Origin of the sequence: Actinoplanes sp. NPDC049802, from assembly GCF_040656595.1 — a bacterium.
In the GTDB taxonomy this organism is placed as follows: Bacteria; Actinomycetota; Actinomycetes; order Mycobacteriales; family Micromonosporaceae; genus Actinoplanes.
In genome coordinates this window covers 90,481-113,280 of sequence record NZ_JBFAMR010000012.1, presented here as the reverse complement: position 1 = coordinate 113,280, position 22,800 = coordinate 90,481, and the positions used below count along the sequence as shown (strand labels likewise).

Below are 22,800 nucleotides of genomic sequence, written 5' to 3'. Positions count from 1 at the left end.
TCTCTCGCCGCTGCCCCACGCGCCGTGCGCGGCCTCGGTGCTTTCCAGGGCTCGGCCGCCCGAGGGGGTCACCCTTTCCGGCCCGGCTCGCTCCTTCCCCGGTACGGGGGCCGAAACTGTCATATGCGGCCGATAGCCTCCCGTCATGTCGAGCGGATGTCTCGCCCTCGCCCGGCGCCGCCCGGAGCGCTGACACGGAAGGAGTCGCCACCCATGTCCTCCCCGGCCGTCGACCGGCTGCACGCCGCGGTCAGTGACGCCACCCGGGCGTTCGGGGCGGAGGATCCACGCACGCTCGACGCCCGCCTGGCGCTCGGCCTGGGCTTCCGCGAGCGCGAGCGGGATCACGACGCCTACGCTGAGCTGACCGCGGTGGCTCAGGCGCGGGCACGGGTCCTCGGCCCCGATCATCCGGACACCTTCACGGCCCGGCACGAGGCCGCCCTGTCCCGCTACCACCTGCATCTGCTTCAGGAGGAGCCGGAGCCGGAGGCGCTGCCCGAGGCGATCCGGCAGATGGAGGCGGTGACCGCCGACCGGGAGCGGGTGCTCGGCTGGGCGCACCCCGACACGCTGGACGGCGCCATGAATCTCGGCGCCGCCTACGGGGCGGCCGGCCGGCACGCCGAGGCCGAGGCCCTGGAGTCGCGGATACTGCCGGGCTGGGAGCGGGTGGTCGCCGACCACGAGCGGGCCCTCGGTCCCGACCACTTGGAGACCCAGTTTCGGCGCCGCCGTCTGGCCTGGGAGCTCGACTGCCGTGGCCGCCGCGACGAGTCTCTCGCCCTGCGGCTAGAGGTGCGTGCCGCTCTCGGCCGGATCGTCGCCGACCGCACGGCGCGGCTGGGCCCGGTCCATCCCGGCACCGTCGAGGCCCGCATCGAGCACGCGCTGGCCCATGGTTGGACCGGTTACCCCGATGACGAGCTCCGGCTGAACCGCGAGCTGGTCGCCGACCACGAGCGCATCCTGGGGCCCTCGCATCCACGCACCCTGCGTGCGCTGGCCGAATTCGCCCGGACCCATCACACGCTGCCCGAGGCGGGCGACCTGGCTGTCCGGATCATCCACGAGGTGGCGGCCGCCGGCGACGAAGACGTCCTCAGCACGGTGCGAAACGCCCTGATCCTGAGCCTGGGCGCCACTGACCGCCGCGACGAGGTGACCGCTCTGATCGCCCGCTACCCACCGCCGGGCGGCGAAGACGACCGCTGCTGACGCCACCCCGCCCGGGGATGGGCGCAACCACTCACGCACGTCGCACGGTGGGGCTCGCGGTTTGGACGCGCCAGCGGCCAGTGAGACCCGCCGTGCCCTCGGCGGGAGCGACGGTCTGTACCCACCACCCCGCTACGATCTCCTGATCTTGATTTTGATCTCAGGAGGTGACGATCAGGTACGCCCAGCCGGCCAGCAGCAGGGCGAGAATCGCGGCGAGCCACCAGGTGGGGATGCGGTGGTTGCCGGCGCGGTCCCGCTGGATGTCGCGGTAGATCCTCTCGCGGCGGCGTTCGGCGCGCCGGAAGCGGACCTCGCTCTCCGAGCGCTCGGACGGTTCAGACTGGCCGGGCGATGTCATGGCCCGGCCAGCCTAGCCCGCGGTCGTCACATGCTGGCGATCAGGCGCTCCACCCGCTCGTCGTAGGCGCGGAACGGGTCCTTGCAGAGGACCGTGCGCTGCGCCTGGTCGTTGAGCTTGAGGTGCACCCAGTCGACGGTGAAGTCGCGCCGCTTCTCCTGGGCGTGCCTGATGAACTCGCCGCGCAGGCGTGCCCGGGTGGTCTGCGGCGGCGTCTCCTTGGCCTCGAAGATCTGCAGGTCGTTGGCGATCCGGTCGACCTGCTTGCGCTTCTCCATGAGCGCGTAGAGGCCACGGCCCCGGCGCACGTCGTGGTAGGCCAGGTCGAGTTGCGCGATCCGCGGGTGCGACATCGGGATCTCGTGTTTGGCCTGGTAGCGCTCGATCAGCTTGTACTTCGAGACCCAGTCGATCTCGCGGGAGACCGGGTCGAGGTCGCCGCTCTCGATCGCGTTGAGGACGCGGCCCCACAGCTCGACGACGCGTTTGGCGACCGGGTCGCCGCCGCGGCGCTCGACGAACTCGGTGGCCTTCGCCAGGTACTCCTGCTGGATCTCCAGCGCGGAGACCTCCTTGTTGTTGGCCAGGCGGATCTTGCGGCGGCCGGTGATGTCGTGGCTGACCTCGCGGATGGCCCGGATCGGGTTCTCCAGGGTGAGGTCGCGCATCACCACACCGGCCTCGATCATGCGGAGCACGATGTCGGCGCTGCCCACCTTGAGCAGCGTGGTGACCTCGTTCATGTTGGAGTCGCCGACGATCACGTGGAGGCGGCGGTAACGCTCGGCGTCCGCGTGCGGCTCGTCGCGGGTGTTGATGATCGGGCGGGATCGGGTGGTGGCGCTGGAGACGCCCTCCCAGATGTGCTCGGCCCGCTGGGACAGGCAGAACACCGCGCCGCGCGGGGTCTGCAGGACCTTTCCGGCGCCGCAGATGAGCTGGCGTGTCACCAGGAACGGGATGAGCACGTCGGCGAGCCTGCCGAACTCTCCGTGCCGGCTGACCAGGTAGTTCTCGTGGCAGCCGTACGAGTTGCCGGCGGAGTCGGTGTTGTTCTTGAAGAGGTAGATCTCCCCCGCGATGCCCTCGTCGTGCAGGCGCTTCTCCGCGTCGACGAGCAGGCCTTCCAGGATCCGCTCGCCGGCCCGGTCGTGGGCGACCAGGTCGGTGACGGAGTCGCACTCGGGGGTCGCGTACTCAGGGTGGGAACCGACATCGAGGTAGAGGCGTGCACCGTTGCGGAGGAACACGTTGCTGCTGCGTCCCCAGGACACCACTCGGCGGAACAGGTAGCGGGCCACCTCGTCCGGAGACAGCCGCCGCTGCCCCCGATAGGTGCACGTGACTCCGTACTCGGTCTCGAGGCCGAAAATTCGCCGTTCCATGTCAGAACACTACCGGCCTGAACCGGGTCAGCGGCACCCACAACCGACCCTTTCCATGATTGCGGGGCGTGACCCACACGACCACGCCCCGCGACCATCGACTGAACCTACTTCTCGGTGTCCTCCGAGGCGGCCGACTCGGTCGGCTTGCCCTCGGCCGGCGCGGGCGGGGCCGCGTCGACGTCGCCGAGCTCCGCCTCCGGCACCGACTCGTGCCCGAGCAGGGTCGTCAGCGCCGGCCCGGCCATGCGCCGGAACGCCCGGCCCGGCCGCCGCCGGTCCAGAACGGCCACCTCGAGCTGTTTCGGCGTCAGGGTGCGGGCCTGGCCGTTCTCCCCGCCGACGCTGCCCAGCGCCTCGGCGGCCAGGGACAGGGCCACGGTCAGCTCGGCCGCCGGGTCGTGCCGCTCGCGCAGCACGTTGCCGATGGCCTCGGCCTGGCCACCCATCGCCATGAACCCGGGCTCGTCCATCACCGAGCCGTCGTAGGTGATCCGGTAAAGCTCGTCGGCCGCGGGCGTCGCGCCGACCTGCGCCACGCAGATCTCCACCTCGTACGGCTTCTGCGTCTCGGAGAAGATGGCGCCGAGGGTCTGCGTGTACGTGTTGGCGAGCGCCCGGGCCGTCACGTCACGCCGGTCGTAGCTCAGCCCGACCATGTCGGCCATCCGGACGCCACCCCGCCGCAGCGCCTCGAACTCGTTGTACCGGCCCACGGCGGCGAACGCGATCTTGTCGTAGATCTCGCTGATCTTGCGCAGGGTGGTGATGTTCTCGGCGACCAGCAGGATGCCGCCCTCGTACGTGAGCACCACGGCCGACCGGCCGCGGGCGATGCCCTTGCGGGCGTACTCCGAGCGGTCCCGCTGAACCTGCTCGGGTGACGCGTAGAACTGCATTGCCACGGGTGGCTACCTCTCTTTCTGCGAAAAGTGCGGGTCAGCCGCCCGGGTTCTCCATGCGGCCCGCGACGACCCGCTCGGCCACCGTGGTGATCTCCTCGTCGCTGAGACGGTGGGTGCCGGACGCCGTCGCGGTCATCACCACCGGGTAGATCTTCCGGGTCACGTCCGGACCGCCGGTCGCGGTGTCGTCGTCCGCCGCGTCGTAGAGCGCCTCGACCGCCAGGTTGATCGCGTCGCCGGTGCTCAGGCCCGCCCGGTAGCGCTTCTTGAGCGCCGACTTCGCGAACAGCGAGCCGGAGCCGATCGCCTCGTAGCCGGTCTCCTCGTAGAGGCCGCCGGCCACGTCGAAGCTGAAGATCCGCCCGGCCCGGGACGGGTCCGACGGGGACAGGTCGAAGCCCGCGAACAGCGGGACCACGGCCAGGCCCTGCATCGCCGCGCCGAGGTTGCCGCGCACCATGGACGCCAGACGGTTCGCCTTGCCGTCCAGCGAGAGCATGGCGCCCTCGATCTTCTCGTAGTGCTCGAGCTCCACCTGGAACAGGCGGATCAGCTCGATGCCGATGCCGGCCGTCCCGGCGATGCCGATCAGCGAATACGCGTCAGCGGGGTGGACCTTCCTGATGTCCCGGCTGGCGATGAGGTTGCCCATGGTCGCCCGGCGGTCGCCGGCCATCACCACGCCGTCGGCCGTCGCGATGGCGACGATCGTGGTGCCGTGCGGCGCGATGTCCGCGGACAGACCCGGCGGCAGCGGCCGTCGGCCCGGTAGCAGTTCCGGGGCGGCGTGGCTCAGGAACTGCGTGAAGGAGGACGTCGAAGTGCTGGTGAAGAAATCCGGTAGACGTCCGGATGGATCAAAGCCCGTCGCCACGTGGTTCCTTTCAAGTACGTGCAGTTGAGGCACAATATCCCGCCGAAGCGTGCGAGTGCGATCAACGCCATCGACAAGTCTTGGGAAATGCCGGACGCCGCCGAAACGGCGGCGTCCGATCACCTACAAACGGGCAAAGCGGTCACTGACCGCCTTTTTGGACGTATCCCCGCACGAACTCTTCGGCGTTCTCCTCCAGGACGGAGTCGATCTCGTCCAGGAGATCGTCGACGTCCTCGGTGATCTCGGCGTGCCGCTCGGCGACCTCGGGATTGGCCTCGACGGTGACGTCCTCGATCTCCTGGTCGCTGCGGCCCTTCCCGCTCTGCGACTGACCACCTGTGTCTCGGGTTGCCATGGATGTCCCCCTTCTGAAGCCACCCGAAGTCCTGCACCATCGGGTTGGAAAAAACCTACCTCGCGCCTATGACGAAAAGGGCCCGCCGGAACGGGTGTTTTATCACCGGCTCGTGATCACCTCGAGCAGATCCTTGGCGCTCTCGCACGTGTCGAAGAGCTGACCGACATGCTTCTTGGTGCCCCGCTCCGGCTCCATCATCGGCACCCGCACCAGCGATTCCCGGCCGACGTCGAAGATGACCGAGTCCCAGCTGGCGGCGACCACCTCGGAGGCGTACTGCGCGAGGCAGCGGCCCCGGAAGTAGGCCCGGGTGTCCTCCGGCGGCTCGTACATCGCGCGCTGCGTGTCGTCCGGGTCGAGCAGGGTCTTCATCGACCCCCGGGCCACCAGCCGGTGGTAGAGCCCCTTCTCCGGGCGCACGTCGGAGTACTGCAGGTCGACGAGCTGGAGCTTGTGCGAGGACCAGCCGAGGCTCTCCCGCTCCCGGTAACCCTCCAGCAGCCGCAGCTTCGCCACCCAGTCCAGGCTGTCCGAGCACAGCATCGGGTCCCGGCCCAGCTTGTCCAGCACGTCCTCCCAGCGGTCCAGGACGTCGGAGGTCTGCTCGTCGGCGTCCGTGCCGTACCGCTCGTCGACGAACTGGCGGGCCCGCTCGTAGTAGGCCCACTGCAGGTCCAGCGCGGTGAGCCGGCGGCCGTCGCGCAGCCGCATCAGGTGCTTGAGCGCCGGGTCGTGGCTGACCGCCTTGAGCTCGGAGACCGGGTCCGCGATGCCCAGCTCGCCGGTGAACACCTTCTCCTCGATCATGTTGAGCACCAGGGCGGTGGTGCCCACCTTGAGGTAGGTGGAGATCTCCGAGAGGTTGGCGTCGCCGATGATCACGTGCAGCCGCCGGTACTTGTCGGCGTCGGCGTGCGGCTCGTCCCGCGTGTTGATGATCGGCCGCTTCAGGGTCGTCTCCAGACCCACCTCGACCTCGAAGAAGTCGGCGCGGGAAGAGATCTGGAAGCCGGCGCCGCTGCCGTCCTGGCCGATGCCGACCCGGCCGGCGCCGCAGAAGATCTGCCGGGTCACGAAGAACGGCGTCAGGTGGGCGACGATGTCGGCGAACGCGGTCTGCCGCCGCATCAGATAGTTCTCGTGGGCGCCGTACGAGGCGCCTTTGTTGTCGGTGTTGTTCTTGTAGAGCTGGATCCGGTGGGTACCCGGAATGGTGGCGGCCCGCCGCGACGCCTCGGCCATCACCCGCTCACCCGCTTTGTCCCACTTCACCACGTCGAGGGGGTTGGTCACCTCGGGCGTGCTGTACTCCGGGTGGGCATGGTCGACGTAGAGTCGGGCGCCGTTGGTCAGTATCACGTTGGCCAGGCCGAGGTCCTCGTCGGCGAGCGCCTCGGCGGCGTCGTAGGCCGCTCCCGAATAGGTGAACCCGCGGGCGTCGCGCAGTGGCGACTCCTCCTCGTAGTCCCAGCGGGCACGGCCGTTGCGGTTGAGCTCCGGCCGGGCGCCGTAGGCGTTGACCACCTGGGAGGACGTGACCATCGGATTGGCGCCGGGCTGGCCGGGCACCGAGATGCCGTACTCGACCTCGGTGCCCATAATCCGTCGAACGCTCATGCGACCACCCTGTTCTTTAGGACCGCGCTGTCCGCCACGAAGCCAAGCCTGCTCATGCATCGAGCCTAGACGCTCTCACGGCGCTTTCCGAAGCTGCCCGTGCGCGCGTCCGTACCTTGCGTGGCGATGTTGATCACCGGGACCCGCCGGGCGAGCGCCCGGGCGGGCCGCTCGACAAAGCGATGACCTGCCCAGGCCGCGCCGAGAGCGCCCACCGTGAACACCGCCGCGATGACCGGCGGCCGTTCGGACAGGCGCAGAGCCACCGCGAGCACCGGCACATGGAGCAGATAGAGCGAATAGCTGACCCCACCCAGCCACACCAGGGCACCCGGAACCCGGCGGCGCCGCAGCAGGAACGCGCCCGCGAATGTGGCGGCGACAGCGACCGCGACCACCGGCGACACCTGCCCCGCCACCCCCGCGGCGACCAGGGCGAGCACCGCGGCCGCCGGAAACCTGCCCAGCTGACCGTGCTGGGCGCGGTGGACCACCGTGCCGGCGAACATGACCGCCAGCATCTGCGTGGCCTGCCCGGACGACGCGCTGGTCACCTGGTCGGTGGCATGACCGTTGAACAGCGGCAGGGCGACGGCGCCGATGCCGGCCACCCCGGCGGCCACCGTTCCCGCCCGCCGGCCGGCCCGGTACGCGCAGAGCCCGCCCACCAGGAGCACCAGGACCGCGACCGCGGTGATCCGGCGGTGCGCGGCCGTCGCACCGAACAGGGCGTCCGGCAGGCCGGCCACCGCCACGACGGTGAGCCCCGCCGCCCACCAGGCGCTGTCCCGGTGCCGTCGCCAGGCGAAGAGCCCGGCCACCACCAGATAGAAGACCATCTCGAAGGAGAGCGTCCAGAACGGGCGGAGCACGCCACGGGTGCCGATCAGGTCCTGCAGCATGGTCACGTGCCCGAGGACGCTCGCCGTCGTCTCCGCGGCCAACTGGCCGGGCATGCGCATGATCCCGGCCGCGCCGAGTCCCAGCGTGATCAGCACGGCGAACAGGTAGGCCGGGTAGATTCGCAGCAGCCGTCCGGCCCAGTACCGGCGCAGATCACCGTGCCGCTCCAGCGACATCGGGATCACATAGCCGCTGACCAGGAAGAACAGCAGCACACCGTACTTACCCAGATCGATGACGTCGAAGATCTTCAGATGCAGATCCCGGCCCAGGACGACGGGGCTGAGGTGGAACAGGGCGACGACAGCCGCGGCCCAGCCACGAAGGGCGTCGAGCCACGCGAGGCGGGTTACGGTCACACCGGTTGAACGAGCCCGGGTCCGGCGAGGATCGCGAACACGGCGAAACCGCGCAAGGCGGGCCGGTGAATCTGCCGTGCCGGAGCCGTCGGGAACCTGTGGAACAGAAAGCAGACGGGCGCGGGAGGCTCGCTCCCGCGCCCGTCTGTTGCGCTACGGCTACAGGTACTGGCCGGTGTTGCTCGCGGTCTCGATGGACCGGCCGGCCTCGGCGCCCTTGCCACCGGAGACGAGCGTACGGATGTAGACGATCCGCTCGCCCTTCTTGCCGGAGATACGGGCCCAGTCGTCCGGGTTCGTGGTGTTCGGCAGGTCCTCGTTCTCCCGGAACTCGTCGACGCAGCTGTCGAGCAGGTGCTGCAGCCGGAGACCCTTCTTGCCGGAGGTGAGGAACTCCTTGATCGCCATCTTCTTGCCGCGGTCGACGATGTTCTGGATCATCGCGCCGGAGTTGAAGTCCTTGAAGTACAGGACCTCCTTGTCACCGTTGGCGTAGGTGACCTCCAGGAAGCGGTTCTCCTCCGTCTCCGTGTACATCCGCAGGACGACCGCCTCGATCATCGCGGCCACCGTGGCGTCCCGGTTGCCGCCGTGCTCGGCGAGGTCGTCGGAGCTGAGCGGCAGGTCGGCCAGGATGTACTTGGCGAAGATGTCCTTCGCCGCCTCCGCGTCCGGGCGCTCGATCTTGATCTTCACGTCGAGACGGCCGGGGCGCAGGATCGCCGGGTCGATCATGTCTTCCCGGTTGGAGGCGCCGATGACGATCACGTTCTCCAGGCCCTCGACACCGTCGATCTCGCTGAGCAGCTGGGGAACGATCGTGTTCTCCACGTCGCTGGAGACACCCGAGCCACGGGTCCGGAAGATCGAGTCCATCTCGTCGAAGAACACGATCACCGGGGTGCCCTCGCCGGCCTTCTCACGAGCCCGCTGGAAGACCAGGCGGATGTGCCGCTCGGTCTCACCCACGTACTTGTTGAGCAGCTCCGGGCCCTTGATGTTGAGGAAGTAGCTGGTGTGCTTCTCCTCGCCACGCCGCTCGGCGATCTTCTTGGCCAGCGAGTTGGCCACCGCCTTGGCGATCAGGGTCTTGCCGCAGCCGGGCGGGCCGTAGAGCAGGATCCCCTTGGGCGGGCGCAGCTGGTGCTCCCGGAACAGGTCGGCGTGCAGGAACGGAAGCTCCACCGCGTCGCGAATCTGCTCGATCTGCGAGTGCAGGCCGCCGATGTCGCCGTAGTCGACGTCCGGGACCTCCTCCAGGACGAGCTCCTCGACCTCGCTCTTCGGGATCCGCTCGTAGGCATACGCCGAGCGCGGCTCGATCATGAGCGAGTCGCCCGCGCGCAGCTTGGCGATCTCGAGCGAGTCGGCGAGGAAGACGATGCGCTCCTCGTCGGCGTGCGAGACCACCAGCGCCCGGTCGGAGAGACCGCCGGACGGGTTGTCCAGCACCTCCTTGAGCAGGACCACCTCGCCGGTGCGCTCGAACCCGAACGCGTCAACGACGTTGAGAGCGTCGTTCAGCAGGACTTCCTGACCCCGCTGGAGCTCCTCGACGGCCAATGACGGCGAAACCGCCACCCGGAGCTTGCGCCCGCCGGTGAACACGTCCACCGTGCCGTCCTCGTGGGCCGACAGGAAAACGCCGTAGCCGCTGGGCGGCTGGGCGAGCCGGTCAATCTCTTCCTTGAGAGTGACGATCTGGGCCCTGGCTTCCTTGAGGGTCGCCACGAGCCGCTCGTTGTTCTCGGTCACTCGGGCCAGCTGCGCCTGCGTTGCCGCGAGCCGTTCCTCGAGCTGCCGGACGTGTCGGGGGCTCTCCGTCAACTTCCGCCGGACCAGAGCGAGTTCCTCTTGCAGAAACGCGACCTGACTGGAGAGATCGTTGACTTCCTTCTCCGCTCGCGCGGCGCGGGAGTCCGCTTCGTCGCTACGTGCCACGTCCCACCTCCCCGGGGGGCTCGAACGTCTTGGGTTAACACTAACCGTTGCGAAGCGGTTTTCGACCCATGCAACACCCTCGTCACCGACTCTTGATCGATTGGTGCGACCGCGCCTGAGCCGGTCGGACAGACTTCGGGTACCGTCAGGCCCCACCGGTTGTGGGAGGTAGTGGTGTCCGCTGACACTGATGAGCTGCGAGTCTGGATCGATCAGGACTTGTGCACCGGTGACGGGCTCTGCGCGCAGTACGCCCCGGAGGTCTTCGAACTGGACATCGACGGCCTGGCCTATGTGAAAGACCACTCGGGCGAGTTGCGTCAGGAGCAGGGTGCCCGGGTCGGGGTGCCCAGGGGCCTGTCGCTGGAGGTCATCGACTCGGCGAAGGAGTGCCCCGGCGACTGCATCCACGTGGTGCGGGCGTCCGACGGCGTGGCCGTGGCCGGTCCCGACGCCACGTGAGTGAACGTGAGTGACCCTCAGAGGGTGGGGCGCCCGACCAGGGACGCCACCACCCGGGAGAACTCCTCGAGCCGGGCGATCTGACCGGGACCGCCGTCGTCCAGCGTCTTGCCGAACCGCAGCGCGTCGTGACGCAGCGGGGCCCGGCCCTCCTCCTCACCCACCCCGGGCGGAGGCACCGCGTCGTCGACCGAGCTGAGCAGCAGGTAGACGTCGATGCTGTCGACCCGGGCCTGCCCGTTCGGCGTCCGGGTGAGCCGCCGCCGGCAGCCCACCTCGGTGACCGTCGACAGCGGAACCACCCGCAGCGACGAGGTCATCGCGCCGACCGGGCCGTCCCCGGGCGCCACGTCCTCGCCGTGCCACAGGACCAGGCGGCTGCCGTCGCAGACGACGACCTCCTGCCACACCCCGTTCACCTCGTTGACGAAACGCTCCAGGGTGAAACAGAGCACCTGCGCGCCGCGCAGCACGCCGAACAGGGCCTCCAGCGCCACCTCGGGATCACGCAGGTAGGCGCGGGCAGCCGAATCCAGGTCCGGGTAGGGCGACCAGTCCGGGAAGACCGCGGGCATCTCGTTGCTGCCGCCGAAGGGCGGAGAACTCATGGCTGGCGCTCCTCCGTGTCGTCCCGATCGCTAGGAACCTACCGGACCGCAGTGGAGATGGTCACTCCCCCGTCGACTCCGCACGCTGCGCGGCGAGCGCGGCCTGGGTGGCCTTTCGGATCGCGTACGCCTCGGCGCCCTTGCTCGGCTTGCGCCGCCGCGGCGGCGCCGTGACGCCGGGCGCGAGTTTGCGCGCCGACACCAGGAAGGCGGTGTGCGCGATCATCCGGTGATCGGGCCGCACCGCGAGCCCGTCGGCGTGCCAGTCACGGACCAGCGACTCCCAGGCCCGCGGCTCGGTCCAGCCGCCCCGCTCCCGCAGCGCCTCGACCAGCTCGGACAACTGCGGCGTGGTGGCCACGTAGCCGATGAACACACCGCCCGGGATCAGCGCCTTCTCGACCATGTCGAGGGCCTCCCAGGGGGTGAGCATGTCCAGGATGATCCGGTCGAAACCGGTGATGTCGTTGCCGGCCACGTCCCCGTTGTGCAGGTGCCACGCCGGGTGCGGTCCGCCGAAGAACGCCTCCACGTTCTTCCGCGCGATCGCCGCGAAGTCGTCGCGCAGCTCGTAGCTGTGCACCTCGCCGGAACTGCCCACCGCCCGCAGCAGCGAGCAGGTCAGCGCGCCCGAGCCGGCGCCGGCCTCCAGCACCTTCGCGCCCGGGAAGACGTCGCCCATCGCGACGATCTGCGCCGCGTCCTTCGGGTAGATCACCTGCGCCCCGCGCGGCATCGACAGCACGTAGTCGGAGAGCAGCGGCCGCAGCGCCAGGTAGGCGGTGCCGCTCGACGCGGTGATCACACTGCCGTCGGGCAGGCCGATCAGCTCGTCGTGCTCCAGGGCGCCGCGGTGGGTGTGGAACGCCTTGCCGGGCTCCAGCACGATCGTGTGCATCCGGCCCTTCGGGTCGGTCAGCTGAACGCGGTCGCCCGCCCGGAACGGTCCGCGGTGCGCGGGCACCGAGTCGTCGACGGCGGTGGTCGGGGTTGTGGTCACTGCTCTTCTTTCCGAAAGTCCGTCAGGTACGGCTCGCGCGCCTCGGTTCCAGCACGGCGGCCACGTCGGCGACCCGCAGGACGCCCACGACATCCTCGCCTGCGGTCACCAGGTACTGCGCACCCGGGTGGGCCTGGAGCGCCCGGACCACCTGCTCGCCGGTCAATCCGAGCGGCAGCGCGGTCAGCGCGTCCCGGGACCGGGAGACGCTCTCCACGCTCACCCACGGCCGCCGGTCCACCGGCACCCGCTCGGCCTGCACCGGATCCACCACCGCGGTCAGGCTGCCCGCCGAGTCGGCCACCGCCAGCACCACGTCCGGCCGCGGATCCTCGGCCCGGCGCCGCTGCGCCTCACCGAGCGGCGTGCCGGCCGGCACCGCCAGCACCGGCCGGACCAGCGCACCCAGATCCACCAGCGGGAACCGGCCGGTCATCCGGCCCAGCCGGATCGACTGTCCCGCCCCCTGCCACAGCGTCAGCACCACCAGCAGCACGAAGACCAGGCCCAGCAGGGTCAGCACGCCCAGCAGGTACAGCGTCACCACGGCCGCCGCGGTGCCCAGCGCCAGCACCCGGCCCGCCCAGCCGGCCGCCACGGTCGCCCGGTTCCGGTCCTTCAGGATCGCCCACAGGGCCGCCCGCAGCGCCCGGCCACCGTCCAGCGGCAGCCCCGGCAACACGTTGAAGACCGCCACCAGCACGTTGCTCACCGCCAGCTGGAAGGCGATCTGCCCCGGCACGGTGCGCTCCGGCAGCGCCAGCGCGGCCGCCGTCGCCACGCCGCCGAGCAGCAGCGACACGGCCGGGCCGGCCAGCGACACCAGCGCGTCCACCCGGGGGCTCGGGGCGTCCCGGTCCATCTCGGTCCAGCCGCTGAGCAGTTCCAGAGTGATCCGGCGCACGCCGATCCCGAAGCGGCGGGCGGTCAGCGCGTGCCCCAGCTCGTGCAACAGCACCGAGCCCAGCAGACAGACCACGAAACCCAGCCCCACGAGGTACGCCCACGGCTGCGCGATTCCCAGCTCGGCCAGCGCATAGTTGCCGTACACCACGGTGACCAGCACCGCGAGCAGAAGCATCGACGCGTTCGCATGCACCGGTATGCCGGCGACATGGCCCACCGGCCGCCCACCGGCCGTCGGCCCCTGCGGTGTCCGGCTCTGCTCCACGCGATCGATGCTACGGACACGCCCGCGCGGGACCCACCCCGCAAATTTCGTCGTACCCCTGCCCTAGCCTCTTGAGACATGACGGCGCTCTCTCCCATGGCTGCCCAGCCGGTCTCCCCGCCCCCGCAGCCCGGCGACCCGGCCTCCGCAGCGGCCTCCCCCGCCGCTTCCGGACCGGCGAGTTCTCCCGGCCCGGCTTCCACCGCGATCGGCGGACCGGTCTCTCCCGCCGTCCCCGGACCGGCCTCCTCCGCCGTGGCCGCGCCCGCGCCCGCGGGTCGCGGGCGCGGAATCGAGACGCCGTCCGGGCCGTCGCTGTCGCCGTCGCGGGCGGCCGACTTCAAGACGTGCCCGCTGCTGTTCCGGTTCCGGACCGTGGACAAGCTGCCCGAGACGCCATCCGCCGATCAGGTCCGCGGCACGCTGATCCACGCCGTCCTGGAGCGCCTCTTCGACCTGCCCGCCGCCGACCGCACCCCCGAGGCCGCGGCCGCCCTGGTCGCTCCCGAGTGGGATCGGCTGATCTCGCAGGAGCCCGAGCTGGCGACCCTGTTCGCCGTCGAGCCACCCGCGGCCGAGGCCTCCGCTCCTTCCACTCCGGCCACGGCGGGCGCCTCCGGCCGGTCCGTGTCGCCCGATCGCCGTTCTGAGCCAGCCGGGCGCGTGACCCCGGCCGGGGAGGGTTCGCTGATGCGTGACCCGGCGGCGGTCGCGGCCGAGGCCGACGCGGTCGGCCAGGCCGCGCTCGTCGACGTGCCGGCCGGGGCCGCCGAGGCGGCCCGGATCGCCGCGTTCCTCTCCGGCGCCCGCGACCTGCTGGCCGGCTACTTCGCCGTGGAGGACCCACGCCGCCTGGAGCCCGCCGAGCGGGAGACCCTGATCTCCACGACGATCGGTGACGAGCTTCTGCTGCGCGGCTACATCGACCGTCTCGACGTCTCCCCCGCCGGCGACCTGCGGGTCGTCGACTACAAGACGGGCGGGGCGCCCCGCCAGGCGTTCGAGGGCCGGGCGCTGTTCCAGCTGAAGTTCTACGCCCTGGTTCTGTGGCGCACCCGCGGCGTCGTCCCCCGCGCGCTGCGGCTGCTCTATCTGAAAGACGCCGAAGCGCTCGACTACAGCCCCGAGGCCGGCGAGCTGGAGCGTTTCGAGCGCACCCTGATCGCCCTCTCGCAGGCGATCGAGCGTGCCAAGCGGGAGCGTGACTTCCGCCCCAAGCCGAGCCGCCTCTGCGGTTGGTGCAGTCACCAGAGCCTGTGCCCCGAGTTCGGCGGCACCCCGCCGCCGTATCCGGTGGCCGCCCCCACCGGCGACCTCACCCCCGGCTCCGAGCCCGACCGGGTCGCCACCCTCCTCCGGGACGGCCCTCTTGGCTGACTCCGCCGGCATTCCCCCGGCCGCGCCCCGCCACCCAGAAGCGGCATCACGGGCCCGCATCACCTCCCACGGCCCAGCCCCGCGCCACAGCCCAGGACCGGTATCGCACGATCGGGGCGCGCACCACAGCCCGGGGCCGGCGCCACGCGTCACCATCCACGACCGGGCCCCGCACCCCGGTCCAGAACCGATATTCCGCGCTGACGTCACATTCCAGGTCCAGGTCGCGCACCGTACCCCAAACCCGACATCGCGCGCCGGCGTCACCACCCACAACCCGGCCCCACGCCACAGCCGCGAGCCGGCATCCCACACCGGCGTCACCACCCACAACCCGGCCCCACACCACAGCCGCGAGCCGGCATCCCACACCGGCGTCACCACCCACAACCCGGCCCCACACCACAGCCGCGAGCCGGCATCCCACACCGGCGTCACCACCCACAACCCGGCCCCACGCCACAGCCGCGAGCCGGCATCCCACACCGGCGTCACCACCCACGACCCGGCCCCACGCCACAGCCGCGAGCCGGTGCCACGCGCCGGCGCCCATCGCCGTCGGGATGTCGCAGAGGGATGAGACCACTTCGAGTGCTTCTTGCGGACGCCGCACCGTTGCAGCGGGCGGGTCTGCGAACCGTTCTCACCACGGCGCACGGCGCCGTGCCGGACCGCACGATCAGCGAGGATCGGCCCGGCCCGGCGGAGATCGTCGTCGCCGGAGAGGCGGGTGACGGTGCCGAGGCGCTGGACTTGGCGCGGCGGCTGCTGCCCGATGTGCTGATCGCCGACGTGGGGCTGCCCCGGTTGGACGGTCTGGCCGTGACCAGGGCGATCACTGAGGCGCGGCTGGCGGTCCGGGTTCTGGTGCTGACCGAGCGCGACACCGACGACGAGGTGGTGGCGGCCGTCACCGCCGGGGCGAGTGGCTACCTCTGCAAGGACGCCCCGCATCAGGAGCTGATCGCCGCCGTGCGGGCGGTGGCCTCCGGCGGCGCGGTGATCGCTCCACAGGTCCTTGCCCGTGTGCTGGCCCGGCTGGCCGGGGCGCTCCCGACGGAGCCGGACGCCGCGGCCGCCGCCCGGCTCGGCCCGCTGACCGGCCGGGAACGGGAAGTGCTGATCCATGTGGCCCGCGGCCGGTCCAACGGTGAGATCGCCGCGATCCTGGGCGTGAGCGAGACGACGGTGAAGACCCACGTCGGCCACGTGCTCACCAAACTTCGCCTCCGCGACCGTACGCAGGCGGTGGTGCTCGCCTACGAGACGGGTCTGGTCCGCCCGGGCGCCTGACCCGGCCGGCGATTCGGGCACGGCCCACCCAGCGCCGCCGGCGGTCGCGGGATCACCGCCCCGCGACGGCACGGGGCAGCACGGCACGGATCCGCACGGCGGGTCAACCCGGACGGATCAGTACAGCACGATCGAAACGGCACGGGGCAGCACGGCATGGCACGGGACAGCACGGAACGGCACGGCGCAGCACGGGGCGAAACGGCACGGCACGAGACGGCACAGGACGGCAAGGCTCGGCACGGGACGGCACAGGACGGCACGGCACGGCACGAGACGGCACAGGACGGCACGGCACGGCACGGCACGGCACGGCACGGCACGGCACAGGACGGCACGGCACGGAGCAGCACGGCGGGATCAGGCCGCTCGCTGGAGGTGGGGTGCCGCCGCTCGCCGTGCCCGCGGCGGCGTCACCTCCGGCATCACACGCAGAGGGTCATGACACCAGTCCCGCGAGGAAGACCGGATCCACCCCGGTCAGTGTGGATCGCAGATGCACCCCGTCGACCGGCGCCAACTCCAGCTCGGCCGGCACCGCCAGCACCGCCGCCCCGGCCGCCGCCGCGCTGGCCACACCGCTGGGCGAGTCCTCGATGGCGACGCACGATCCGATCGGCACGCCGAGCGACGCGGCAGCGGTCCGGTACGGCTCCGGATCGGGTTTCGGCCGCTCCACCTCGTCGCCGCAGACGACCACGTCGAAGTTCTCCGCGCCGAGCGTCTTGAGGGCGACCTCGACGAGCTGCCGCCCGGTCGACGTCACCAGCGCCGTCGGGATGCCGGCCGCCCGGACCGCGTGCAGCAGTTCCATCGCACCGGGCCGCCACACCAGCCCGTCGGCGAACAGCTCCCGCACCCGCGCGGTCAGCCATGCCACGTCCGGTGCCTCGGGCCGCTGCGGCTGGCCGAGATCGGCACGGAACAGCCGCATGCTGTGCTCCATGCTCGTGCCGACCATGGCGAGCCGGGCGGAGTCGGACAGCACCCCTCCGGCGTGCACGGCGAGCTCGGCCAGGGCGATGCCCCAGATCTGCTCACTGTCGACCAGGGTTCCGTCCATGTCGAAAAGCACCGCGGCAGGTATCACCGGACCATTCTGGGTGGGCCCTCCACGTCGCGCCGACCCGATGTGACGGAGCTGACGGCTACAGCCCGCAGGCTTGGAGGGAGTCGTTGTAGCCGTTGGCGAACGATTGGAAGCGCTGGGCCGGGGATCCGTGCGACCCCGGTGCGAACCACGGCTGGTCGGGGTCGTCGCCGACCGCTTCGAGCCCGTCGGCCAGCTCCGTGGCGTCGTCGTCCTGCATGCTCAGCGCCTTCTGCCGGACCATGTCGCCGATGAACGCGCCGGACATGCAGTCGGCCTGCAGCTCCTGCTCGATGGTGAACTGTTTGCGGATGCCGAGCCGGGCCTGGACGCCGTGCGCGTACTCATGGCCGAGCAGGTAGAACACGAACGCGTCACCGATCTGCTGGAACGCCGCGAACGCCCAGTTCACGTCGTACGCGATGAAGTCGCCGGCCGAGCAGTAGACGGCGTTGTTGAGCGGCAGCGGCTGCCCGGCGCATGCCACCTCGCCCTCTTCCCGGTAGGGCAGCACCTGGCTCACCGGCTGGAACGATCCGCCCAGCTTCTGCCCCCAGTACTGCTCGGCGACGACCTGGGAGGCGCGCATGTCCTTGGCGAACTCCTCCGGGGTGTCCGTGCCGTCCGGGTCGACCGATCCGGTGACCTGAGCCGTCGCCGTGGGCTCCACCGGGTCCGGGCCGGGCTCGGACGAGGCCGTCGGCAGGCAGGCCACCAGCAGCATGGCCGCGAGGACGGCGGCGAGAAGGGACACGAGCGGTGCCGGTCGAACACGCATGCGGTCCTCCATAGCGGGGTGTTTCCACGGTAGACCGGTTTCGCCGTCACGGCTTCGCTCAGGGGCTTCCCTGACAGGTTCCTGGGTGTCTCCCCGAGGAGAATCTCCCCCCTGCTCTACCCCCGCAGGGGGACGCCAGGGGAGGTTTCCGCCGCAACACTGGGCCGGACACGACGGAAACACAGGGGGAGACACGGTGGTGGCAGCGGCGAATGCCGGCGGGCCGGTGGCGGCGCGCTCGGACGGTATCTGGAAGGTGTACGGCTCGGGCGAGGCCCGGGTGGCGGCGCTGCGGGGGGTCAGCGTGGAGTTCGGCAAGGGCCGCTTCACCGCGATCATGGGCCCGTCCGGCAGCGGCAAGTCGACGCTCATGCACTGCCTCGCCGGCCTGGACACGGTGGACGAGGGCACCGTGCACGTCGGCGGCACCGAGATCAGCAGCCTCAACGACAAGTCCCTGACCCGGCTGCGCCGGGACCGGATCGGTTTCATCTTCCAGCAGTTCAACCTGCTGCCGACGCTGAGCGCCGCGGAGAACATCCGGTTGCCGCTCGACATCGCCGGCCGCAAGGCCGATCCGCAGTGGTGGGACACGGTGATCAACACGGTCGGCCTGAGCGACCGGCTCGGGCACCGGCCCAGCCAGCTCTCCGGCGGCCAGCAGCAGCGGGTGGCGTGCGCGCGGGCCCTGATGGGCCGCCCCGACGTGATCTTCGCGGACGAGCCGACCGGAAACCTGGACTCCCGGTCCGGCGCCGAGGTGCTGTCGTTCCTGCGCTCCAGCGTGCGCGAGCACGGCCAGACCATCGTGATGGTCACCCACGACCCGGTGGCGGCGAGTTACGCCGACCGGGTGGTGTTCCTCGCCGACGGCTCGATCGTCGACGAGTTGCACGGCCCGACCGCCGAGTCGGTGCTGGACACCATGAAGAAGCTGGACGGCAAGAACGACCCGGTGATGCTCTGATGCTGCGCGCCACGCTGAAGAGCCTGCTCGCCCGCAAGCTGCGGCTGGTCCTGTCCGGCCTGGCCGTGCTGCTCGGTGTGATGTTCGTGTCGGGCGCCCTGGTGCTCACCGACACCCTCAACCGCACCTTCGACTCGATCTTCGCGGACGCCTACGCCTCGACCGACGTCTCGGTCGCCGCCAAACCCAAGGTCGAGGTCTCCGAGATGGAGGGCGAGGAGGTCGCCGCGCCGCTTCCGGCCTCCGTCGTGGAGACCATCAAAACCCAGGCGGGGGTACGATCGGCGACCGGCCGCGTCGACGCGGACGGCGCCCGGGTGATCGCCTCGGACGGCAAGGTGCTCACCTCGTTCGGCCCACCGCGGATCGGCTCGAACTGGACCGGCACCGACGAGAGCATGGAGATGCGCGCCGGCCGTGGCCCGGAGGCCCCTGGTGAGATCGCCATGAACGCGACCACCGCCGAGCTCTCCGGCTTCACCGTCGGCGACCGCGTCTCGGTGCTCACCCAGCAGCCGAAACGGGAGTTCACCCTGGTCGGTGTCTGGGGTTACACCGGCGGCCGGGACAGCATCAGTGGTGTGCAGGAGGTCGCGTTCACCACGCCGGTGGCACAGGAGCTGATGCTCGGTGAGAAGGGCGTGTTCACCTCGGTGACCGTGCAGGCCGCCGACGGTGTCACCCCGGAGCAGCTGCGGGACCGGATCGCCCCGGTGCTCGGCGCCGACTACCAGGTGAAGACCGGTGACCAGCTCGCCGAGGAGAACTCGTCGAGTCTCAAGGAGGGCATGGGCTTCTTCAACCAGATCCTGCTTGGTTTCGCCGGGATCGCGCTGTTCGTCGGCATCTTCCTGATCTTGAACACGTTCTCGATCGTGGTCGCCCAGCGCACCCGCGAGCTGGCCCTGCTGCGGGCGATCGGCGCCAGCCGCCGCCAGGTGATCAACTCGGTGCTGGTGGAGGCAGTGGTGGTCGGTGTGATCGCCTCGGTCCTCGGTCTGGCTGCCGGGGTCGGTGCGGGCGCCGGGCTGGGCGCGCTGTTCAGCGGCATGAGCGGTGGCATGGATCTGGCGCCGATCGGGGTGCCGCTGTCCGCGGTGATCAGCTCGTTCACGGTCGGCATCCTGGTCACCGTGGTGGCCGCGGTGCTGCCCGCACTGCGTGCCTCCCGGATCTCACCGGTCGCGGCGATGCAGGACGTCGCCACCCCGGACCGGCCGCTCACCAAGCTCACCGTGGCCGGCACCGTGGTGACCGCGGCCGGGGCGGCAGCCCTCGGCATCGGGCTGTTCGCCGACGCCGGCGACGCCACGCTGTATCTGATCCTCGGCGGTGTGCTGGTCACCTTCATCGGTGTCGCCCTGCTCACCCCGCTGATCGCCCGCCCGGTGGTGTCCGTGCTGGGCCGGTTGTTCTCCTGGTCGGTGCCGGGACGGCTGGGCCGGCTCAACTCGGGCCGCAACCCGCGCCGCACCGCGATCACCGCGGCCGCCCTCATGGTCGGCATCGCCCTGGTCACCGGCGTGACCGTGGTGATGGACTCGGCGAAGAGCAGCCTCAAGTCGGAGGCGGCCCGGATCCTCAAGGCTCAGATCATGATCAGCGGCGATCAGGGCGGGCCGCGGCCACCGACGTACGATCCGGCCGTCCTGGACCGGGCCGCGCAGATCCCCGGGGTGCGCGCGGCCGCGGGCCTCTACAACGACCTGGTGGCGATCGGCGACGACCGGACTTATGTGGCCGCGACCGAGGACCTCTCCCGGATGGCGGAGGCCTACGGGACGACCGCCGCGAAGCTCGGCCCCGGCCAGATCGCGGTGAGCGCGCCGGAGGCCACCGAGCGCGGCTGGCAGATGGGGTCGACCACGACGATCCAGACGGCGAAGGGTGAGCCACGGACCTACACGGTGGCGCACATCTTCACCGAGGACACGCTGCCCGGCAGCATCATCCTGCCGGCTGAGGCGATCAAGGGCTTCGGCATCACCCAGCCGATTCTCGGGTTCATCCGCCTAGACGACGGTGTCGCGGTGTCGTCGGTGCTGCCGCAGGTGAAGGCCCTGGTCGCGGACAGCCCCGAGGTGACCGCCACCGACCAGCAGACCTTCGTCGACGATCAAGCCGCGATCTTCGACCAGATCATCATGATGATCCAGATCCTGCTGGGCCTGGCCATCCTGATCGCGGTCCTCGGCGTGGTCAACACCCTGGCCCTGTCCGTCCTGGAACGCACCCGCGAACTGGGCCTGCTCCGCGCCGTGGGCCTGGGCCGTGCCCAGACCATGCGCATGATCACCGTCGAGGCCGTGGTGATCGCGGTCTTCGGCGCTCTGCTCGGCGTGGCGGTCGGCGCCGGCATGGGCAGCGCGGTGGCCCACGCCCTGGAGAACGACGGCATCACCGATATCGTCCTCCCCTGGGCGCGGATGGGCACCTACCTGTTCCTGGCCGCCCTGGTCGGCGTCTTCGCCGCCGTCCTGCCGGCGATCCGCGCCGCTCGCCTCAACGTCCTGGGCGCCATCGCCCACGACTGATCCGCCTCACCGGATCCCACCCGGCGATCCGGTCCCGGCCCTCGGTGGCGCCCGCTCCACGCGGCCGCCACCGAGGGCCGCAGCGGCACCTCCGCCGGCAGCCATGCGGGCGCGTTCCGGACAGATGCGCCTACAGCCTGCGGACACACCCGGGCGCGGGGATGCGCCAACGCCGGAGGGCGCCCCGCGGCCGTGAGGTGGGCACCAGCTCGCGGGGCTGGGCGGGACGATCCGGATTCGGCGGGGGCGGGCGGACGCGTACCGGAAATGGGTTTGCCGAGGAGACGGCCCGGGCACCCGCGCAAAGCTCAGCCCCGCACCCGGGTCGGGAGGCCGGGAGGCGAAGCGGAGACTCGGCTGGGCGCAGGGGCGAGAATCGGCGCGGGACACCCGGGGCCGGGCCGCCCGTCAAGGCGATGATCTTGGTGAAGCTGGAGTTCCGGCCTGCGCGGGCGCTGCCGGCCCGCTGCTCCGGGAACGCGCCCGGCGTGAGGACGAGCCGGCGCGGCCGCCCTCTTCGTCGAGGAATCCGCATCACGTCGGCGCCGGGGATGGGGCTTCCTCGCCGATCAGCGGTTCGTGCCCGGTCACACCTTGCTGGGCACCCGCCGGTGGAGCTCGGCGAGGAGGACTTCCGGCCCGGGCGACATCAGGCCGACGTCGATGACGTACGCGAACTCGCCGCCCCGCCGCCGCACCCGCGGAGGCCCGCCCTTGCCCGGCAGGTGGCTCGCGTAGTCCTCGCCGATCGGCGTGATCACCAGCTCGGTGAACGGCCCGCGCCCGCGCAGGGCCACCGCGGCGATCCCGGACCAGGGCAGATGGACCGGCCGCCGTCCGGTGGCGGCGAAGTCGAGCCCGTGCACCGAGGTGTGCAGCCAGCCGAGCCGGCGCCAGACGAGCAGCATGAGCACGGCGGCCATCACCGCCGGGACGATCAGGGTGAACTCGGCGAAGACCACGATGTCGGACGGCTTCGGCCGGTAACCGGCGGCGGTCCGCACGCCGAGGGTGATCAGCAGCATCGGCAGCCAGGCGGCGGCCAGCACCCACAGGGCCGTCACGTAGAACATGCCGCGCGCCTGGAAGAAGCTGACGGTGTCGTCGGTGGGCCCGAGCACCTGGTCCACGTGGTCTGCCATAAACCGATTATGTTCGGATAAGAGCCTCTTCATCGGCGGAATAGGTTCTGGTGGTCGGCCACAGCTTGTAGATCAGCAGCAGTTCGAAGGCGGCCGGCAGCACCGCGGCGGCCACCGTGAACGGCACGACGAGGCCGGCCAGCGGGCCGAGCACGAAGACGAACATCATGAACTCGATGCCGCTGAACACGTGCGCCCGGATCCGGTGCGCCGGCAGGAACCCGCGTATGCGCCCGAACCGCCCGAACCGCGCCCGGAAGTCGCCGTGCACGTCGGCCGGTTCGGGGCCCGCGCCGCGCATCAGCTCCTTGATCTTGCCCATCCGGAGCGCGTTCAGGTGGCGGAACAGGTCGCGGAAGATCACCAGCCCGCCAGCGGATCGACGAGCCACACCGTCCACCAGGAATCTCGCCGCTTGTAGGTACGCTCCCGGATCTCGCCGACCGTCAATCCG

General features: G+C 70.8%; 21 protein-coding genes. 6 read left to right on the top strand and 15 right to left on the bottom strand.

The features are described 5' to 3' along the window. Positions 1-213 precede the first annotated feature (213 nt). Positions 214-1,218 carry a tetratricopeptide repeat protein gene (locus tag AB0I88_RS11870; RefSeq protein ID WP_361021535.1) on the top strand — a complete coding sequence of 335 codons (1,005 nt, stop codon included), beginning with the start codon at positions 214-216 and terminating at the stop codon, positions 1,216-1,218. A 160-nt stretch (positions 1,219-1,378) separates the two neighbouring features. On the opposite strand, the gene AB0I88_RS11865 is transcribed toward AB0I88_RS11870, so the two are convergent. From AB0I88_RS11865 to arc, 8 genes are all read right to left on the bottom strand, one after another. After that, positions 1,379-1,579 carry a hypothetical protein gene (locus AB0I88_RS11865; RefSeq protein ID WP_361021532.1) on the bottom strand — a complete coding sequence of 67 codons (201 nt, stop codon included), beginning with the start codon at positions 1,577-1,579 and terminating at the stop codon, positions 1,379-1,381. Between the two features lie 26 nt (positions 1,580-1,605). After that, positions 1,606-2,964: a Pup--protein ligase gene (gene pafA / locus AB0I88_RS11860; protein WP_361021529.1), complete on the bottom strand. Its 1,359-nt coding sequence runs from the start codon at positions 2,962-2,964 to the stop codon at positions 1,606-1,608. 107 nt (positions 2,965-3,071) lie between these two features. Further along, the gene (gene prcA, locus AB0I88_RS11855; RefSeq protein WP_361021526.1) at positions 3,072-3,869 is read right to left on the bottom strand and encodes a proteasome subunit alpha; all 798 of its coding nucleotides are present in this window, start codon (positions 3,867-3,869) and stop codon (positions 3,072-3,074) included. Positions 3,870-3,903: 34 nt separating this feature from the next. Further along, complete coding sequence (gene prcB, locus AB0I88_RS11850; RefSeq protein WP_361021523.1) at positions 3,904-4,743, bottom strand: proteasome subunit beta; 840 nt, start codon at positions 4,741-4,743, stop codon at positions 3,904-3,906. Between the two features lie 142 nt (positions 4,744-4,885). Then, positions 4,886-5,101, bottom strand: coding sequence for a ubiquitin-like protein Pup (locus AB0I88_RS11845; protein WP_106320381.1), 216 nt, complete (start codon positions 5,099-5,101; stop codon positions 4,886-4,888). Between the two features lie 102 nt (positions 5,102-5,203). Next, positions 5,204-6,721: a depupylase/deamidase Dop gene (gene dop, locus AB0I88_RS11840; RefSeq protein ID WP_361021520.1), complete on the bottom strand. Its 1,518-nt coding sequence runs from the start codon at positions 6,719-6,721 to the stop codon at positions 5,204-5,206. Positions 6,722-6,786: 65 nt separating this feature from the next. Continuing rightward, positions 6,787-7,983: an acyltransferase gene (locus AB0I88_RS11835; protein WP_361021517.1), complete on the bottom strand. Its 1,197-nt coding sequence runs from the start codon at positions 7,981-7,983 to the stop codon at positions 6,787-6,789. 159 nt (positions 7,984-8,142) lie between these two features. Next, positions 8,143-9,924: a proteasome ATPase gene (arc, locus tag AB0I88_RS11830; protein ID WP_361021514.1), complete on the bottom strand. Its 1,782-nt coding sequence runs from the start codon at positions 9,922-9,924 to the stop codon at positions 8,143-8,145. A 171-nt stretch (positions 9,925-10,095) separates the two neighbouring features. On the opposite strand from arc, the gene AB0I88_RS11825 reads away from it, so the two are divergent. Further along, positions 10,096-10,386 carry a ferredoxin gene (locus AB0I88_RS11825; protein WP_361021640.1) on the top strand — a complete coding sequence of 97 codons (291 nt, stop codon included), beginning with the start codon at positions 10,096-10,098 and terminating at the stop codon, positions 10,384-10,386. A gap of 17 nt (positions 10,387-10,403) precedes the next feature. Here the strand turns inward: AB0I88_RS11825 and AB0I88_RS11820 are convergent, their stop codons facing one another. The 3 genes from AB0I88_RS11820 to AB0I88_RS11810 form a co-directional block, all read right to left on the bottom strand. Then, positions 10,404-10,994: a hypothetical protein gene (locus AB0I88_RS11820; RefSeq protein WP_361021511.1), complete on the bottom strand. Its 591-nt coding sequence runs from the start codon at positions 10,992-10,994 to the stop codon at positions 10,404-10,406. A gap of 61 nt (positions 10,995-11,055) precedes the next feature. Next, entirely contained in the window at positions 11,056-11,994 is a 939-nt protein-coding gene (locus AB0I88_RS11815) for a tRNA (adenine-N1)-methyltransferase (RefSeq protein WP_361021508.1), read from the bottom strand. Positions 11,995-12,016: 22 nt separating this feature from the next. Further along, positions 12,017-13,075 (bottom strand): site-2 protease family protein, encoded by a 1,059-nt coding sequence (locus AB0I88_RS11810; protein WP_361021637.1) that lies wholly within the window; start codon positions 13,073-13,075, stop codon positions 12,017-12,019. A 381-nt stretch (positions 13,076-13,456) separates the two neighbouring features. Here AB0I88_RS11810 and AB0I88_RS11805 point away from each other — a divergent pair, with 381 nt between their 5' ends. Beyond that, on the top strand, positions 13,457-14,542 hold the full coding sequence (locus AB0I88_RS11805) for a PD-(D/E)XK nuclease family protein (protein WP_361021634.1): 1,086 nt from the start codon (positions 13,457-13,459) through the stop codon (positions 14,540-14,542). 576 nt (positions 14,543-15,118) lie between these two features. Beyond that, a complete protein-coding gene (locus AB0I88_RS11800; RefSeq protein WP_361021505.1) occupies positions 15,119-15,835 on the top strand; it encodes a response regulator transcription factor in 717 nt (238 codons plus the stop codon). A 439-nt stretch (positions 15,836-16,274) separates the two neighbouring features. Here the strand turns inward: AB0I88_RS11800 and AB0I88_RS11795 are convergent, their stop codons facing one another. Continuing rightward, complete coding sequence (locus AB0I88_RS11795; RefSeq protein ID WP_361021631.1) at positions 16,275-16,910, bottom strand: HAD family phosphatase; 636 nt, start codon at positions 16,908-16,910, stop codon at positions 16,275-16,277. A 73-nt stretch (positions 16,911-16,983) separates the two neighbouring features. Then, on the bottom strand, positions 16,984-17,703 hold the full coding sequence (locus tag AB0I88_RS11790; RefSeq protein WP_361021502.1) for a neutral zinc metallopeptidase: 720 nt from the start codon (positions 17,701-17,703) through the stop codon (positions 16,984-16,986). Positions 17,704-17,902: 199 nt separating this feature from the next. On the opposite strand from AB0I88_RS11790, the gene AB0I88_RS11785 reads away from it, so the two are divergent. Further along, entirely contained in the window at positions 17,903-18,670 is a 768-nt protein-coding gene (locus AB0I88_RS11785; protein WP_361021499.1) for an ABC transporter ATP-binding protein, read from the top strand. After that, positions 18,670-21,204 carry an ABC transporter permease gene (locus AB0I88_RS11780; protein WP_361021497.1) on the top strand — a complete coding sequence of 845 codons (2,535 nt, stop codon included), beginning with the start codon at positions 18,670-18,672 and terminating at the stop codon, positions 21,202-21,204. Before AB0I88_RS11785 ends, AB0I88_RS11780 begins: the two co-directional genes overlap by 1 nt. 587 nt (positions 21,205-21,791) lie before the next feature. On the opposite strand, the gene AB0I88_RS11775 is transcribed toward AB0I88_RS11780, so the two are convergent. Beyond that, entirely contained in the window at positions 21,792-22,346 is a 555-nt protein-coding gene (locus AB0I88_RS11775; RefSeq protein ID WP_361021494.1) for a hypothetical protein, read from the bottom strand. 7 nt (positions 22,347-22,353) lie between these two features. After that, positions 22,354-22,737 carry a hypothetical protein gene (locus AB0I88_RS11770; RefSeq protein WP_361021491.1) on the bottom strand — a complete coding sequence of 128 codons (384 nt, stop codon included), beginning with the start codon at positions 22,735-22,737 and terminating at the stop codon, positions 22,354-22,356. Positions 22,738-22,800 lie beyond the last annotated feature (63 nt).

What these genes read in the sequence shown, in the direction of transcription:
- AB0I88_RS11870 (WP_361021535.1), top strand. Translation starts at nt 214, where the DNA reads ATGTCCTCCCCGGCCGTCGACCGGCTGCACGCCGCGGTCAGTGACGCC.
- AB0I88_RS11865 (WP_361021532.1), bottom strand. Translation starts at nt 1,579, where the DNA reads ATGACATCGCCCGGCCAGTCTGAACCGTCCGAGCGCTCGGAGAGCGAG.
- pafA (WP_361021529.1), bottom strand. Translation starts at nt 2,964, where the DNA reads ATGGAACGGCGAATTTTCGGCCTCGAGACCGAGTACGGAGTCACGTGC.
- AB0I88_RS11845 (WP_106320381.1), bottom strand. Translation starts at nt 5,101, where the DNA reads ATGGCAACCCGAGACACAGGTGGTCAGTCGCAGAGCGGGAAGGGCCGC.
- dop (WP_361021520.1), bottom strand. Translation starts at nt 6,721, where the DNA reads ATGAGCGTTCGACGGATTATGGGCACCGAGGTCGAGTACGGCATCTCG.
- AB0I88_RS11820 (WP_361021511.1), bottom strand. Translation starts at nt 10,994, where the DNA reads ATGAGTTCTCCGCCCTTCGGCGGCAGCAACGAGATGCCCGCGGTCTTC.
- AB0I88_RS11810 (WP_361021637.1), bottom strand. Translation starts at nt 13,075, where the DNA reads ATGCTTCTGCTCGCGGTGCTGGTCACCGTGGTGTACGGCAACTATGCG.
- AB0I88_RS11800 (WP_361021505.1), top strand. Translation starts at nt 15,119, where the DNA reads ATGAGACCACTTCGAGTGCTTCTTGCGGACGCCGCACCGTTGCAGCGG.
- AB0I88_RS11790 (WP_361021502.1), bottom strand. Translation starts at nt 17,703, where the DNA reads ATGCGTGTTCGACCGGCACCGCTCGTGTCCCTTCTCGCCGCCGTCCTC.
- AB0I88_RS11780 (WP_361021497.1), top strand. Translation starts at nt 18,670, where the DNA reads ATGCTGCGCGCCACGCTGAAGAGCCTGCTCGCCCGCAAGCTGCGGCTG.
- AB0I88_RS11775 (WP_361021494.1), bottom strand. Translation starts at nt 22,346, where the DNA reads ATGGCAGACCACGTGGACCAGGTGCTCGGGCCCACCGACGACACCGTC.